Source organism: Streptomyces sp. NPDC085900, from assembly GCF_044540925.1.
Classification (GTDB): Bacteria; Actinomycetota; Actinomycetes; order Streptomycetales; family Streptomycetaceae; genus Streptomyces; species Streptomyces gilvifuscus.
In genome coordinates this window covers 57934-74564 of the sequence record NZ_JBITSP010000022.1, presented here as the reverse complement: position 1 = coordinate 74564, position 16631 = coordinate 57934, and the positions used below count along the sequence as shown (strand labels likewise).

The window sequence follows — 16631 nt, the reverse complement described above, 5'->3', positions numbered from 1 at the left end:
TGAGACGTCGAATACCTCTCTCAACGGCACGGGAGCCTCGTGCGTTTCGGGACGCCGGCCCGTCACCCGATCAGTGGCCACTCTGAAAGAGCTCAGTGCCATGTAGACGCACTTCAACGCGGCGGCCTCCGAGGGGAAGTGGCCGCGAGCCCGAACCGCCTTGCGGATCCGGGCGTTCACGCTCTCAATCGCGTTCGTGCTGCAGATGACCTTGCGGATCTCGACGTCGAAGGACAAGAAGGGCACCATCTCGGCCCAGGCGTCGGACCACAGCTTGATCACGGCCGGATACTTGGTACCCCACTTCTCGGAGAACTCCAGGAACCGTTCGGTGGCGGCGGCCTCGCTGGGAGCGGTGTAGACGGGCTTGAGGTCCTTGGCGACCTTGTCCCAGTCCTGGCGGGCGCAGTAGCGGATGCTGTTGCGAATCAAGTGAACGATGCACGTTTGGACGACCGTGCGGGGCCAGACCGTCTCGACCGCGTCCGGCAGGCCCTTCAGCCCGTCGCAGACGAGCATGAGGACATCTTCAACTCCCCGGTTCTTCAGCTCGGTGAAGACCTGGAGCCAGTGCTTGGCGCCCTCGCCGCCGTCACCGGCCCAGATCCCGAGAATGTCCCGGGTGCCCTCGACCGTGACGGCCATCACCACGTAGATAGGCCGGTTGGCGACCTTGCCATCGCGAATCTTGACGTTGATGGCGTCCACGAAGACGACCGGGTAGACGCGGTCCAGCGGGCGGGCCTGCCATTCCGCCATGCCCTCCATCACCTTGTCCGTGATCGTGGTGATGGTCTGCTTGGACACCTCCGCCCCGTACACCTCGGCCAGATGAGCCGAGATCTCCCCGTGCGTGAGGCCCTTCGCGGACAGGGAGAGCACCATCTCGTCCACGCCGGTCAGACGGCGCTGCCGCTTGCGGACGATCTGCGGCTCGAAGGTGCCGGCGGTGTCGCGGGGCACCTTCACCTCGACCGGGCCCACGTCGGTCAGTACCGTCTTGGCCCGGGTGCCGTTGCGGCTGTTGCCGCTGTTCCTGCCGGCCGCGTCGTGCTTGTCATAGCCGACGTGGTCGGTGATCTCGCCCTCCAGGGCGGACTCCAGCACCCGCTTCGTCAGCTGCTGCAGCAGACCACCCTGCCCGGTCAGCTGCAGCCCCTCCGACCGGGCCCGCTCCACCAGCATCGCGACGAGCTGCTCGTCGGACACCGGCACAGGCTGCCCCAACTGGGCACTCTCGACAGGCTCCACGGTCTCCAACTCCACGGCGGTATCAGTCACTTGACGTCTCTCCCATGATCGTCGGATCCGCCGTTAGATTTACACTCCCCTGAGTGGCAGCACAACGGGCACGTGTTCACCACGCCGCAGGGCAAGCCGATCGACCCGACCAACCTCACCCGCACCTTCACCACGCTCCTCCGCAAGGCCGGCCTCCGCCGCATCCGCTTCCACGACCTCCGCCACTCGACCGCCACCCTGCTCCTGGAACAGGGCGTCGAACTCGTCGTGATCAAGGAACTTCTCGGCCACGCCCACATCGGCGTCACCGCCACCGTCTATGCCCACGTCCGGCTCCGCCTCCAGCGCAAGGCCATCGACACCCTCAGCACTGCACTTGGGAGCCGGACCACCGAGACGGCGAGCAGCGACTGCGACGACCCGCCACCCGGCACCGCCTTCATCCGCTGACGTTGCCGTCAACTACTGCCGTCACCCCGTGCAGAAGCCCCGCCAGGACGTACCTGGCGGGGCTTCAAATTCGCACTTCTGAATCCATCAGGAGCCTCGTCGGACGCCTGTTAGTGAGCTTGCAAGCGGCGAACGTCCATCTGTTCACCCCATCCACGCTCCAGGCACGCGCGGACCAACTCAGTCCGAACCGCTGTCAACGATCGAGCCATGTCGTGAACGCTGACCGTCACCTTCTTGTCTGCGCCGTGGGCGTTAGCCGAAACATTCACGGCACCATCACCCCGACCGACCAGATCGATCCAGAATGGGCCGTCGAAGAACCTGACTCTCCTGCGTCTTCCCTCAGCCTGACGAACAAAGGAAACCGCGTCGATCAATTCCACGATGAATGCGACTGGCATGTCGTTCCAGTTCGATTCCGGAAAGGGGCACCCGGAGATATCGATCCAGACGTTACCCCAGATCGAGCCCGATCTAGCAAGATCGAGAGATTCCACGTCACAGAACAGTTCGAACTCCATCAATCTCACCTCCAAACCGGGTATGCGGTCTCAATCATGCGCGTTTGTTTGTTCACCCACATCTCGACGTCAAGCCCATTTGCCGAGCCTCGCAGGAAGACTCGATCCCCCTGAGAACGCCCTGCAACCGAAGACGACCTGTACGCCTGGCGAATCGTGGACTCAATCTCCCCTTGAGACATGTAGTCCGGGAACTTCGTCTTGATTCCGCTCTGCTTGTACGTCTTGCCTGCAGCGGTGTGTCGGTCGAGGACATGATCCATATCAATGTCCACTTTCCGCCACCCTGGAAGGTTGACCGGCTTCGTGCAGTTGCTGTTGTGAACGAGGACCGGCGTAGCCCCCGCCAGCACATAGTACGTGTGCAGTTCGTCGACTGTGAGGTTGTACATGTCCGCAGAGCCGGGGCGGGTGATGACCGCGTCGATGCGAACGTGGTAGTTGGTGGCGGTGTTGAGGGCGTGGCCGGGCTTGAGTTTGCCGGCGGGGATCCAGGTGTGGAGGGTGTCGTCCCAGAAGGGGTGACGCGAGGTGGTGTGGAGAGTGGCGTCGTGACCGTCAGTGCCGCGGATAGTGACATCGACTAGGTCGTTGTCGTGGTGAACCAGGCGAGCGGCGACCTTGCGGGGGCCGCGATGTTTACCACTTTCCGGGTCGGCGCTCTCCACCCGGTCACCCGGTTTGATCTTGGCTATAGGTTTGGTCTTCCGGTCCGCCATCAAGACCGGCGTCTGGGGGTCGAAGCTGCAGAAGGACACGCCTTCCGTCATGGCCTCTTCTTCGAGAGCCGCCGCGGCGGAGATGCCGACAGCAAGATCGCCGAGGGATTCGCACAGGCTCACAAGCGTGCACGGGTTGCTCGGTATGTCCTTGACATCGGCCCAGTGGTGGTAGAACTTCTGGAATCCCTGGCAGGAAGAGGTCCAGAGCAGGTCTTCACCGGTGCACCGCTCCCGGTAATACAACTCGACGTTCCGCGCCGGAGAGAGGTCCGCTCGGTAGGTCCCGTAGCTCACCATCTGTGTGATCGTGGGCGCGTGGCCGCCGAACTTCTTCATGTCCTTCAGCGGCGGCAGTGTCCTGCTCTGCGGCGGCTCATAGTCTTTCGACGCGGGATCGTCGTACGACTTGTAGGGCGCGTTGGTCCCGTTGTCTCCGGAGCAGTAGTGCGGGTAGCACTGCTCGAGGCCGCTGGGGTCGGCGGAGGTGACGGGATTGTCAGCGGCGTAGGTGTAGCCGCCGAGTTCCTGGGGGCTGGTGGCTTCCAGAATGGGGTCGACGCTGATGAAACGGCCCAGGCTCGGGTCGTACTTGCGGGCGCCGACGTCGGTGTAGCCGGTGGAGCTGTCCTGGGGCGCGCCGAGGTAGGAGTGTGTGGGGTCGGGCCAGGTAGTGCTGTTGGCGCTGGCGCGTGGCTGTCCGTAGGGCGTGTATTGCTGGCGGGCGACCTGCTGAGTGGTGGTGTCCATCGACAAGGTCGCGGTGCCGTGCGGGTCGTTGAACAGGTACTTCAGTCCGCCGCCGGAGAGGCTGGAGCGTATGGCCACGGGAGTTCCGGTGCCGCCGTGGGTGTAGGTGCGGACGGCGCCGAGGAGGACGTTGGGGGTGACGCCGGTGTTGACGACGATTTCGGTGTCGCCGGCGAAGAGGGTGGTCTTGCCGGGGTCGCGGCGGATGAGCTGGTTGCCGTCGGCGTCGTACAAGTATTTGGTGGATGTGGGGCTGGTACCGCCCGCGTCCACCTGGGTGAGGTGGTTTTCGTCGTCCCACGTCAGGGTTTGGCTGGGGCCGGAGGTGGGGGTGCGGGTGTGCAGGTTGCCGTCTTCGTCGTAGACGAAGCTGGTGGGGTTGGTGCCGCCGGTGGTGGCGGTGAGAGTGTGAGGCTGGGTGTGGTTGGGGGTGCAGTTGGTGGTGCAGCCGTCGGTGTAGGTGGTGGTGGCTGTGGTGCCGGAGCCTCCGATGGCGTGGTCGACGCTCTGGTGACGGTTGCCGATGGCGTCGTAGCTGAAGGACTGCCAGTAGGAGCCGGGGGTGGTGGTAAGGGTGCTGCCGGTGGGCGGGCTGGCGGCGCAGTTGTCGTTGGCGGTCCAGGCGTCGGTGAGCCGGTCGAGGGTGTCGTAGCTGTAGCACTGCTGGTCGGTGACGGTATTACCGGTCTCCGACTGCTGGTCGGTGGTGGAGGTGGGGTTGCCGGAGGCGTCGTAGGTGTACTTGGTGTCGTCGACCGTGGGACCGGGGGCCTGGGTCCGCTCCACGAGGCGGTTGGTGAGATGGAGGGTCTGGTCGTCGTAGCTGTAGGTAACCCAGGCCGGGTTGGTGGAGGCGCCGAACGTCAGCCGCGACGGTTCACCGTAGTTGGTGTAGACGCTCGCCCCGACATAGATGTTGGCACTGCTCTTGGTGATGGTCGGGTTGCCCAGCGCGTCGCGCCCGTAGGTGATGACCTCGTTGTTGAGCCCCTGGGTGCGCGGGTCACTCTGGGTGGCCAGCAACTGGTCCTTGACTGTGTAGGTGTAGGTCGTCGTGTACGTCGAAGGCAGCGGCGCCTCAGATGCCGGCAGGGTGATCTCGGTGCCGGTCGGCTTGCCGAGGGTGGTATAGCCGGTGGCGGCGACCGTGTAGCCGCCGGTGGTGCCCTGGACGTAGCGGGTGGAGGAGGTCGGCAGGCCGATGCGCAGGGTGTCGTAGGTCCAGGAGGCGAACTGGAAGTTGGCCTTGGCCTTGTCGGTGGCAGTGAGCTTACGTCCCAGGAGGTCGTAGGTGTAGTCGAGTTCGACCTTCTTGGCGTCAGTGGTGGAGACAGGGTTGCCGGCGTCGTCGTAGCCGTAGCTGCTTGCGCCCGCGTCCGGGTCGGTCTGGGACGTCTTGCGGCCCAGCAGGTCGTAGTCGAACGTCCACACCGTCTTGTCGGGAGCCGTGACCTGGTGCTGTTGGCCCGCGACCGTGTATCCGTAGGTGGTGGCCGAGGTGGTGCCGCCGGTGGCGGTGAAGCCGGTTGCCGCAGTGCCGGACACGGCGGGCGGGGCGGTGTACTGGTCCAGTTCGGTGGTCTGGCCGCGTGCGTCGACGACCTTGGCGGAGACCACCCCGCCCTTGGGAGGCAGGACGGTGGTCCGGTCTCCGGTGTAGGCGGTGGTCGTGGTCCAGGTCTTGACCCCGTCGTGTTCCTCGGTGACCAGGTCGGCGCGACCCTGCCCGTCGTAGTCGGTGACGGTGGTGTCGGGGATGGAGACCTGGGAGGCCGATATCAGGCTGTTGCCCGGGCTGCCGCCCACGGCGTAGGCGTTGTTGGTGGCGACGGTCCAGCCGTGCGAGTCGTACTGGGTGTCCGAGACCGCGGTGCTTGAGTTCTCCGCTGTCGCCTGTACCTGCAGCGGCCGCAGCATCGCGTCGAACAGTGTCTCGCTGGTCTGGTAACTGCCGTTGTCGAGGAGTGTGTTGGACGCGACGACCGACGGGGCCTTCTGGGACATGCTGTAGGTGTAAGTCGTGTTCGCCGGAGCGCCGTTGGCCTTGATCTCATTGGGCAGCCACACCCCGGTCATGCGGCCGAGCGCGTCGTACGTGAGCGAGGTGAGCAGGCCGGCCGCGTCCGTCTTGGCGGTGGGCAGGGCGCGGGCCGGGTCTACGGTGCTGCTGGTGAGCTGGCAGTCCTTGGATGACGTGGTGGCCGTGGAGCAGTCCACGCCGGGCGTGACCTGGGTGATGGTCGTGCTGCTGGTGGGGAGTGCGCCGCTGGACGGGGTGTAGTGGATGAAGACCGTCTGGGCGAGGCTCTTGCCATCCGGGGAGGTGGATTTGGGGGTGCGGGTCGCCGTGGTGGCGCGGCCGTAGGAGTCGTAGCTGGTGGCGGTCTGGTCCACGAACGTGGTTGCGGTGGCGCCGGTGGCCGCTGATGCCTGCTGGACCAGGGTGACGTCACCGGTCGTGGGCAGAGCCGGGTTCTGCTGGCCGTCACCGTCGTAGGCGAAGGCGTTGCTGTCGTAGGAGCTGCGGGTGTCGGCGATCAGTGTCCCGCTGGGAGTGGCTCCGGCACTGGAGCAGTCTTGTGCCGTGGTGATGACCTCGGCGGGGACGACCAGGGTGTTTCCGCTGCCGGTGAGGTAGCGGGTGTAGGTGCACTTGGCGACGTTGTTGCTGTCGGCGGTCTCACCGCGGTCGTCGAGCTGCACGGGCATGCCGGTCGTCGACTTGCCCAGGGTGGTGTTGTAGAAGGTGTCGGTCTCGGTCTTGCGCCAGCCGTAGGACACAGTCTGTCGGGTCAGTGTCTTGGCGGGACGGACCATCTGTGCCGTCAGGTCGGGCAGACCGCTGCGGTTGCGGCTGGCAGTGGGGCCGATGACTGTGGGCACGTTGACGACGGCTTTGTCCAGGCTGCCCGTGGCGCTGGTGTAGGTGTCGGTCTCGAACGTCTGGCCGGCAAAGGTGTCGTCGTCCGCGACCGAGGTGGCGCCGTCCTGGCTCGTCAGGTCGGGCACGGAACGCGTCTTGCCCCCGGGCAGGGTGTCGCCGTTCATGCCCAGGAAGTAATAGGTCTTCGTCAGAGTCTTCTGGTCGTGGACCTTGACGCCATTGCTGTAGTGGAAGACGTTCGGGTCTCCGGTGGTGACGTCCACCTCCGGATAGCCCCGGAACTGACCCCAGGTACGGTTCTTGGCCTTGACAAGCTCGTTGTCGTCGTAGTGCCAGCCGGGGTTGCCCTTGTAGACGTAGTCCGTCTCCAGCTTGGGCTGGGTGCCGTCCTGGTAGGAGTTGTGCGGATCTTCGGTGACGACCGAGGCGACCTTGTACTTGTAGAACCAGTCCATCCACGGCGCCGGCTGCCCGTCGGGTGTCCAGTACACCGGGAAACAGGACAGGGTGTTGGTCGAGGCGAAGGTCTTGGCCGCCGCATCGGTGGGGTCGTTCGGGTCGCTCGCCGGCGCGTTGGAGCAGTCGGGCCTGTCGTAGGTGACCGTCGTCTCGGCGCCCGTCTCGCTGGTGACCGTCTGGATCCGGTCGTGGTACATCAGCGGCATCTGCGGGATGGTGCCGACCCGATTGGGCAGTTGCAGTGGCGGGTCGAAGCTCACCGCCGGCGTGGAGGTACTGCCCGACGCGCTGCCCAGGGTGTCCAGGCCGGTGCGCTGAATGGAGTCCAGCCACAGGGTGGGGGCGTGGTCGCCGCCGTCGGGGAAGGACTGGGTGAAGCTGTACTTGTCGACCTGCTTGGTCGCACCGCCCACCTGGATCTGCGTGGTGATCGCCGTCAGGCGCCTGCGCGTCCAGAAACTCGGGCCGTGATTCGTGCAGTTCGACGAGCCCGAGGCGCAGTTCAGGTCCACCGGCACGTCGGGCCAGTACGCGGCGTTGGCGGGGGTGAACTGGCTGTCCGCACATGTGTTGCCCGACGGAGTGCCCGGGATGCAGCGCTCGTCGGTGTCGAAGAGGATCTGCTCCGGCGCGGTGCCCGAGTAGATCGTCGAGGCGGTCATGCCGTAGTCGATGCGGGACAGAGTGCCGCCGCGGGTGTAGGACACCACGGTGTTCTTCATGTCGGCGCCGTAGTAGCCCGTTTCCGGCGAGTAGTACCAGGCGGTGGCGTTGCCATGGGTGTCGACCGCGTAGTCCAGATTGAACCGGTAGCCCAGCGTGCAGGAGGTGGAGGCGAAGTCCGTGCTGTCCGGGCAGTCGGATACGCCACTGTGGGCGTGGTAGACGGGTTCGGTCCACACGGACTTCGTCTCGTCTTTGCCGCTGGACCAGCCCGGCAGCCGGTTGCGGCCGAAGAAGTACTGCACACCGTCACTGGTGACCTTGAAATACTCCCCGTTCGCCGTTCCGTTCGTGGCGCTGGTAAGGTCCTCGATCTTGGTGGTGGCGTTGTCGTCAGAAGGGCGGAAGGTCTTGGTGGCATCGTCGTAGACGATGTCCGTGGACTTGCCGTTCAGCGACAGGGTGAGGATCTGACCCGCCCAGCATTGGTCGCCGTCATTGTCCGGTGCGCCGGACGACGAGACGTCCCGGCAGGACTTGTACGTGCGCTCGACGTAGTTCTCCGTCGAGTTCCAGCCATCGCCCAGCCACGAGGACTGGTTGTTGGTCCCCTCGGTGCGCGCGTCCTGGGTGGAGGAGCTGTAGGAGAGATCGACGTTCGGTACCGCTCCGCTGATCGCCGGTGGCACCGAAATCGGATAACTGTAGGTGAACGCGCCCGTGTTACCGGCGCTCGTCCAGGAGCCGCCCGGCGACAGACTGGTCGCCGAGTAGTCACCGGACGAACCCGACGTACCCGAGGTTGCCGCCATGACAGTCGCCACCCAGGGCGACGCCGTCGCCGAGTGAGCAGAGCCGACGGCACCCGGAGCCGCCGCGTTCGGGCCCGGGATGGTGACCTGCGCGGACAGCGGCGTGCTGGGGGCGGTGCGCACTGCGGTCTGTGTCTGGCACTTGGCCAGCTTCGGCGTGGTCAGCGCGCAGGCCGGCAACTGGACCAGGTGCAGTCGCGAGGCGAAGTCACCGCCGAAGGCGTAGCGGAAGGAGGAGTCGTCGACACGCAGGGCGACCCTTCCGCCACCCGGGCTGGTGCGCTGCAGGGTGAAGAGCACACCGTGAATACCGGTCGCCCGCGCGGCCTTCTGCGACAGCACGGTCACCCGCACCTGCTGAGATCCGGTGACGGCCGTCGCCGGGGGATGTGCACCCGCGGCGGCGCCGAGCAGGACGGGCGTGTGACCGGCCCGCACCTGAGTCGCTTTGGCGGTCAGACGCGTGGAGGCTGCCGCGACGGGTAGGGTGACCGTCGCGCTGCCCGGCGCGGGGAGCTTCGTGTGCGCGGCGGTGGGATCGAAGTGCTTGAACGCCTTACGCGCGCGAACGTGCTTGGGCGTTTTGCGGGTGAAGGGGATCCGCTTGTCCTGCGGAACGGCTGGAGCAGACACGTGCCGCGTCTCCGAAGCGACAGCAGTGGCCATGCCGGAGGGCAGCAGCCCCGCCACCAATGCGCCTGCCGCTACGAATGCCATGCGGTGAGCCCGGCGGGCGGCCCAGGTCGCCCGAACGCGTCTCCACCCCGATGTCCGCTCCATGCGGTGCGTTCCCCTCCTCGATCCCAGCACCCACAAGCAGTCCGCTGGTCATGCGGTTTGAGTGCATGTCAAAGGGGTGGCACAGTCGATCAAGCCCCCCGTGGAGCTTCACGCTAGGGCCTGACTTTGACGCAATACGCAAAGCTTCTCCACAGGAGGAGCAAAAGAATCACATGAGCCGACGCGCAAGTTGACATTTGTCCGTCAAAAAGGGCTTCGCAGAAGGTACTTGACGATCAGTTAGCGATAGACCTCGACCTTGGTGGCCCTGAGAATTGCACTCCGGCGCGGGGCCCACGGGGGGAACCGCATGAGTTCGAAGGACACCAACTTCGATGTCCGCCTCTCGCACACCCAGACGCGGTTCCAGACGCCCCACGGCGAGACTGCTCTCCACCGTCCTCGCCGCGACCCTGGCAGCCGGGTCGCTGGCCGCCATGGCACCAGCACATGCGACACCAATCGCTCCAGCCGCCTCACGCCCCCACGCCGGTCCCCGATCCGCCGAAACGCGTCTCAACCCCACGGAGGCGGCGTCCGCCCGGGCGAAGGCGACCGGCAAGTCGGTGCCCATCGACCAACTCACCGACACGGGAACGGTGGTGGTAGCCAACCCTGACGGCACCTTCACCCGCACCGACTCCTCGATGCCGCAGCGCACACAGCTGCACGGGAAGTGGGTACCGATCGACACCACGCTGGTGCGGCGAGCGGACGGGACCTGGGCGCCCAAGGCCGCCGTCACGGACGTGGCCTTCTCCGGCGGCGGCTCCGGTGCGCTGGTCACACTGCACAGCGGCAAGGACAGGCTGGGGTTCTCCTGGCCGGGCGCACTGCCCAAGCCGGTGATCTCCGGTGACACCGCGACGTACCCCGATGTGCTGCCTCAGGTCGACCTCCAGCTGACTGCGGACGCCTCCGGCTACTCTTCGATCCTCGTGGTCAAGACCCCCAAGGCCGCCGCCGATCCGCACCTGCGGAACCTCGAGCTCAGGACCACGGCGAGCAATCTCAAGCTCGCTCCCACGCATGACGGTGGCATGCAGGCCACGGACAAGCACACCGGCGAGACGGTGTTCCACAGTGACACCGCGCTGATGTGGGACAGCGCCGGCCGGCGGGGCACCAGCCTTGCCCACACCGCGACCGCCTCCTCCACCCGGGCCGAGCACAAGGCGGCGGCGAAGGTCGGCAGGCACCGCGCCCAGGTCCGGGTGAGCCTGAAGCCCGGAAAGCAACTGCTGGGCCTGGACGAGAAGTTGCTCTCCGCCAAGAGCACCGCCTACCCGGTCTACGTGGATCCGGAGTGGAGCGGCCGGCCCTCCCAGTTGGACTGGGCACGGATCTCCGACAACGGATGGAACGTCTACAACTCGACGTCCACCTCGGGATCCACCAATGCCCGCGAGGGGTGGGACAACAACGCCCCTGGCAACGGTGAACGGGCTCGCACCTACTACCAGATGAACACCAGCGGCATCAAAGGCGCCGTGGTCAGTCACGCCTCGCTGTACGTAAAGCAGCTCTCCGCCGCCTCCTGCTCCGACACCCCGGCGGCCGTCTACGGCACCGACCGCCCCGCCGGCTGGGGTTCCTCCTCGCTGTACTGGGGCCATGAGCCCAAAGAGCGCACCGGCTCATTGGGCACCAACCCCAAGAGCCACGAGGCCGGCACCTGCCCAGTGACCGATGGTGCCCACTCCTGGGTCAGCCCGCCGTCGCTCGAGTTCGACGTGACCTCCCGGGCACAGAGCGCGGCGGCCGGCGGCTGGAAGAGCATGACACTGATGGTCCAGTCGCCCGACATGAACGACCCCCAGCAGTGGAAACAGCTCGCCTACGGCGGCGGCGCAACCATGTCGGTCACCTACAGCTACCGGCCCAAACTCAAGAACGGCACCGGCACCCCTGCCATCAAGCCGTCCACGGTGAGCATGGGTAAGACGATGACCACCACCCACACCCCGACGCTGTCCGCACGCGCGGTCGACCCCGACCTGGCCGGCGGTAGCGAGCTGGTGCGCATCGAATACAACGTCTACAACTCCTCCGGCACCCTGGTGCATCAGGGCTTCGGACCGAGCACCGACTCGAAGAAGCGCGCCCGGTACAACACCAACGGCAGCGACTGGACCACCCCCAGCCTGCCGGACGGCACCTACACCTGGAAGGCCACCGCACAGAACGCGGCCGGCTACTGGGCCGGCACCGGCTCCGGCATCTGGACCAAGACCCAGACCTTCACCGTGGACACCAGCGCGCCGCCCGCGCCCACGGTGACCTCCAGTCAGTTCCCGGCCAAGCAGATCGGCGCCGCCTTCGGCGACAAGGGCACCTTCACTCTCAGCAACAACCACACCAACAACATCACCGGCTACCTGTTCGCGCTGGACGCCACGCTCGGCAACACGGTCTACAGCAGCAGCGTCACCCACTGGACCATGAGTACGACGATCGTGCCGGGCCATGTGTACTACGCCACCTCGGACAACGGCCCCGGCACCGGCACCTCGGCCGTCAACGGCAGCGCCTCACCCGCCTTCACTCCCGGCAAGGCGGGACCGCACACCCTGTACGCCAAGGCCGTGGACCAGGCCGGCTCGACGTCCATCTCCCAGACGGCCTACGCCTTCTACGCCGGCACCAGCACGCCGACGTACGCCTATGGCGACAAGATGATCAGCGGCTGGACGGCGACCAACGCGGACAATACGACCACCGCCGTGCCCAAGGCGACCACCACCACCAAGGGCGGTCAGCTGATCAGCCAGGCAGCCGGAAGCGGTTACGAGTTCGCCGACGGCTACCAGGCCATGCTCGCCAACAAGAGCAGCACGTCAAAGGTCGTCTCCGGTGACAACGCGACGCTCGGCTTCGACATCCCCAAGGACGGCCCCTGGAGCTTCGGGGCCAACCTGACTAAAGCCAAGGACTACGGCATCTACAAGCTGGTCCTGGACGCCGGCAAGCCCACCGAGTCAACACTGCTCAGCAACTTCGACGCCTACAACTCCTACGTCACCACCCGGTTCGTGAATCTCGGCATGCCCAAGGACGCCAACGGCCAGCTGCTCACCCTCAAGCAGGGTGTGCACACCCTGACTCTCACCCTGACCGGCAAGAACACCGCTTCCACCGGCTACCAGGCCGGCATCGACGTCCTGCGCCTCGCGCCGGCACTGACCTGCGCGATCAACAGCACAGGCAGCTGCCTGAACAACACCGCCACCAGCACCTTCACCACCACGACCAGCCCGGCCGACGCCGACGGCTCAGGCAACAGCATCAACTCCGCCGATCTCACCAGCACGGCGGGCTGGCAGAGCGGAAAGACGGTGACCGTCAACGGCACCGGCATCACGCTGCCGAAGTTCGGCACCGGCACTTACGACAATATGCTGGCCTCCGGCCAGACCGTCACCGTGCCGGGCAGCGACGTGGTGAACACCGGTGACGCCGTGGTCTTCCTCGGCTTCGCCACCGGCGGCGCGGCGAAGGGCGCCAGCGGCACCATCACCTACGCCAAGAACAACTGCTTGGACCCGGACGGCAACCCCGCGGAACAGTCATACACGCTGGACACCGTGCCGGACTGGCTCGGTGGCCCCGCCTCGGCGGCCTCGCTGACCCTCGTCCACCAGAACCACAGCAACAACACCCAGACCAGCCCCAACCCCGGACCGAAGATCTACGCCATCAGCGTCCCGCTGCAATGCCCCGGCTCGGTCATCAGCAGCATCTCGCTGCCGCTGTTCACCAACGGCGTCCAGTCCGGCCAGCCCACCCTGCACATCCTCGGGCTTGGCGTTCGGCCGCTGACCGTCACTGGAAGTGGATCCGGCACCCAGCACTGGGTCGGCACCTGGTCCTCGGCCCAGGACACCGCCAAGGTGCAGCAGTCCGGCGGCAGCACCGCCACCGTCAACGGTCAAACTCTGCGCATACCGGCGCACGTCAGCATCGGCACCGATGACGGCAGCGGCGTGCGCATCCACCTGTCCAACGCTATGGGCACCAGCCCTGTGACCTTCGACGCGGCCTCCGTCGCCCTGCAGGACACCACCGCGGGCGGCGCCACGACCGCCGCGGCACCGACGACGCTGACCTTCGGAGGCTCCGCATCCGTCACCATCCCCGCAGGCGGCGACATCACCAGCGACCCGGTGCCGCTGGCTGTCACGCAGCAGGCCACCGTGCTGGTCAGCCTGCAGGCACACGGCTCAGCGTCCGCCATGCCCGGTCATGCTGCGGCTCAGACACCCGTGTGGGTGAGCGACGCGGCCAACCGCACCGGTGACATCACGGCCACCAAGTTCACGCAGACGACGTACACCGGTCTGCCGTACCTGGCCGGTATCGACGTCACCACCCCCATCTCCGCCCCCACCGGCTCGCTGGTCCTCTACGGCGACCAGAGCGTCAACGGGGACACCGCGAGCGGCGACGGCCAGCACCACCTCAGCGACGCCATCACCAGCGCCCTGATCGACGACCCCAACGGGGACGACTCGGTGGACTACGGCGTACTCAACGCCGGCACCAACAGCAACAGCCTGAGCAACAACCTGCTGCCGCAGATCACTAACAGCGACACCCCGACCAACGCGCTCAACCCGCTGGACCACAACGTGCTGGCCCAGAGCAACGTGCGCACCGTTCTGGTCTCCACCGGCGCCACCGACCTGCTCAACTGCACCAGCGACGCCAACACCTGCGCGACGAAGGTCGAAAACGGACTGGCCTCGCTCAACAGCCAGCTCAGCTCGTACTACACCGACGACGGCCAGACCTACGTCAACGGGCAGCCGGTCACACAGAACTCCAACATCACCGTCTACCTCACCACGATCCCGCCGTTCACTGCCGCCCACCCGGGCACGGCAACGCAGGAGACCGCACGCGAGCAGGTGAACCAGTACCTGCTCGACACCTTCCCCACCCAGGTCATCGACTTCGCCTCAGCCGTCTCCACGGACGGCACGGCCACCTCGTCGACCGTGAAGGCGGCCGACCTGTCGAGCGGCAGCCCCTCCAACGCGTACTACGCCGACCTCGCCGGCCGGTACCTAACCGACACCAACACGCAGGTCGTCGGCATCGCTCCGAACCTGATCGTCCCGCTGGCCACCGGCAGCGACACCCCCGATGACGGCTGGGAGCTGTCCGCCGACGGCACCGACCAGCGCGGGGACAACCCGTTCACCGCGGTCGGGGCTGCGACCTTCAACGCGGGCGGGCCGGATGCGCTCAACGCCCCGGCCGGTGCCACGTCCTTCGACGGCAACACCGGGTTCCTGGAGAGCGACCACACCGCCGTCAACACCCTCGCCGACTACACCGTCTCCGCGTGGGTGAAGCTCGACTCCTCGACCGGTCCCGCCACCGCGATCTGTGAGGGGACCAGTCAGCACCAGGCGTTCTACATCGGATACGACAGCAGCAACAAGGGCTGGATGTTCCAGACCACGACCACCAACGACGACAACTCCGACTTCCCCACCGCGGAAGGAGACACCGGCACCGGGGCCCTGGGCACCTGGACCCACCTCCTGGTCACCTACACCGCTCCCGTGGACGGCGACTCCAACACCGGCACGATGTCGATCTACCAGAACGGCAGCCTGATGGGGACCGCCACCAACCTCACCCCGCAGTACGACTCGTCCATGCCCCTGACCATCGGCGGCTGCGTCAACAGCCCCGACACGACCACGCCGTACAACGCGTTCCCCGGTTCCGTCTCGGACGTGCAGGTCTACCCGTACGCCATGTCGGCGAGCGAGGCCGACGCCGGCAGCGTGATCGTGCCGACCGGCTGGGACAAAGGCATGCCCGAGGATGAGTGGAAGCTCTCCGGGGACGGCACCGACATCACCTCCCTCAACCCGGTGACCCCGTCCGGCAGTGTCGCCTTCGGCACCGACGCGCCGAGCGGGCTGTCCGGCAGTGTCGCCTTCGACGGCAACACCGGCTTCCTCAAAAGCAAGCAGAGCGCGGTGAACACCCTCGGCGACTACACCGTCTCCGCCTGGGTGAAGATCAACTCAGCCCTCGGCACCACTGCCGTCTGCCAGGGCACCACCCAGCACCAAGCCTTCTACCTCTCCTACGACAAACCCAGTGGCGCTTGGATGTTCCAGACCAGCACCACTAACGACGAGAACTCCGACTTCCCCACCGCGGAAGGAGACAACAATTCCGGCCCGATCGGCGCCTGGACCCACCTGGTCGCCACCTTCCGGGCACCGGTCGCCGGGGGCTCCACCACCGGCAACATGGCTCTCTACCAGAACGGCACGCTGGTGGGGACCGCTACGAACCTCAGCCCCCAGTACGACTCCTCCCTCCCCCTGACCATCGGCGGCTGCGTCAACAGCGCCTCCGCCACAGCCCCTTACCTGGCCTTTCCCGGCTCCGTCGCAGACGTCCACGTCTACCCGCGGACACTCTCGGCGACCGAGGTCAGCACCCTGCACTGACCGCGCAATGGGCCTCGGGCCCCGCCACTCCCGTCCAGGAGCGACGGGGCCCCGCCGCTGGACGGGGCCCTCCAAGCGCACCAGAGCCACTCACAGGACTCACTCCTCGTCGGTCTGAGGCGTCCTCAGCACCAGCGTCGGACGAACGTCAAGACCGTCTCCCAGCCATGTGGCCGAGCAAAGAAGACGCACCGCCCGTTCAACGCACTTGCTCAACGCAGCTCCAGATCAGACCGCCTGTCCAGAACACTGGACCAGTCCACCTGACAGGCTCACGGAAACATGTTGGCCCACTCCGCGACGCCGTCGTAGAGGACCTTGGGAAGATTCCGGCTTCACCAGACCCCGCAAACCACGTCCCGCTGAGCTACTGGTAGCGGGGGTTCCCGCACAGCACAGCGATCGTGCCGCTGTCCCCGGCCGGTGTTGGGAAAACGAGGCGGACGGTAGTTTTTGGGGGTCTTGCTGGTCTCTGAGGGCATGGGGGCAGCCACGGCCTGGGGGGCGAGGGCCGGGGCCGTCAGGGCGACGGTGGCCGCGAAGACGGCGGCGACCGCTCGCTTGTGCATACGCATCTGAGACCGCCCCGCTGCGCGGCATCGCCGCCGACCTCGGGCTCACCCGGCCCAACTGGCCCTGGCCTGGCTGCTCCACCCGGACGAACACGTCGTCCCCATCCCGGGCGGCCGCACCCCGCCCACATCGCCGAAAACCTCGCCGCGCGAGTACAGCTGCACCCCGACACGTTGGCCGGGATAGCCCAGGCGCTCAGCCGATTCACCCCCCGAAGGCACCGGCGCTCTGCTCGGCGACTGAGAAGGCCGCACACCACCTCAGGAGCCGTACGAGCACGCAGGGGACGCCCCGCG

At 66.5% G+C, this 16631-nt stretch carries 4 protein-coding genes and 1 pseudogene; 2 read left to right on the top strand and 3 right to left on the bottom strand.

All coding sequences use genetic code 11. The annotated features are described in order from the left end of the window. Positions 1 to 1185, bottom strand: a 1185-nt coding sequence (locus tag ACIGDI_RS42340; RefSeq protein WP_399908094.1) for an IS256 family transposase, incomplete at its 3' end; no start/stop codon positions are given. Positions 1186 to 1335: 150 nt separating this feature from the next. On the opposite strand from ACIGDI_RS42340, the pseudogene ACIGDI_RS42335 reads away from it, so the two are divergent. Next, positions 1336 to 1692, top strand: a pseudogene (locus ACIGDI_RS42335) (tyrosine-type recombinase/integrase); the annotation flags it as partial. 110 nt (positions 1693 to 1802) lie between these two features. On the opposite strand, the gene ACIGDI_RS42330 reads toward ACIGDI_RS42335, so the two are convergent. Next, positions 1803 to 2216, bottom strand: a complete 414-nt coding sequence (locus tag ACIGDI_RS42330) for a hypothetical protein (RefSeq protein WP_399908073.1) — start codon at positions 2214 to 2216, stop codon at positions 1803 to 1805. 5 nt (positions 2217 to 2221) lie between these two features. After that, entirely contained in the window at positions 2222 to 9136 is a 6915-nt protein-coding gene (locus ACIGDI_RS42325; protein ID WP_399908071.1) for a polymorphic toxin-type HINT domain-containing protein, read from the bottom strand. A gap of 713 nt (positions 9137 to 9849) precedes the next feature. On the opposite strand from ACIGDI_RS42325, the gene ACIGDI_RS42320 reads away from it, so the two are divergent. Beyond that, complete coding sequence (locus tag ACIGDI_RS42320; RefSeq protein ID WP_399908068.1) at positions 9850 to 15762, top strand: LamG-like jellyroll fold domain-containing protein; 5913 nt, start codon at positions 9850 to 9852, stop codon at positions 15760 to 15762. Positions 15763 to 16631 lie beyond the last annotated feature (869 nt).

Coding starts and splice junctions, on each gene's coding strand:
- ACIGDI_RS42330 (WP_399908073.1), bottom strand. CDS start 2,216: ATGGAGTTCGAACTGTTCTGTGACGTGGAATCTCTCGATCTTGCTAGA.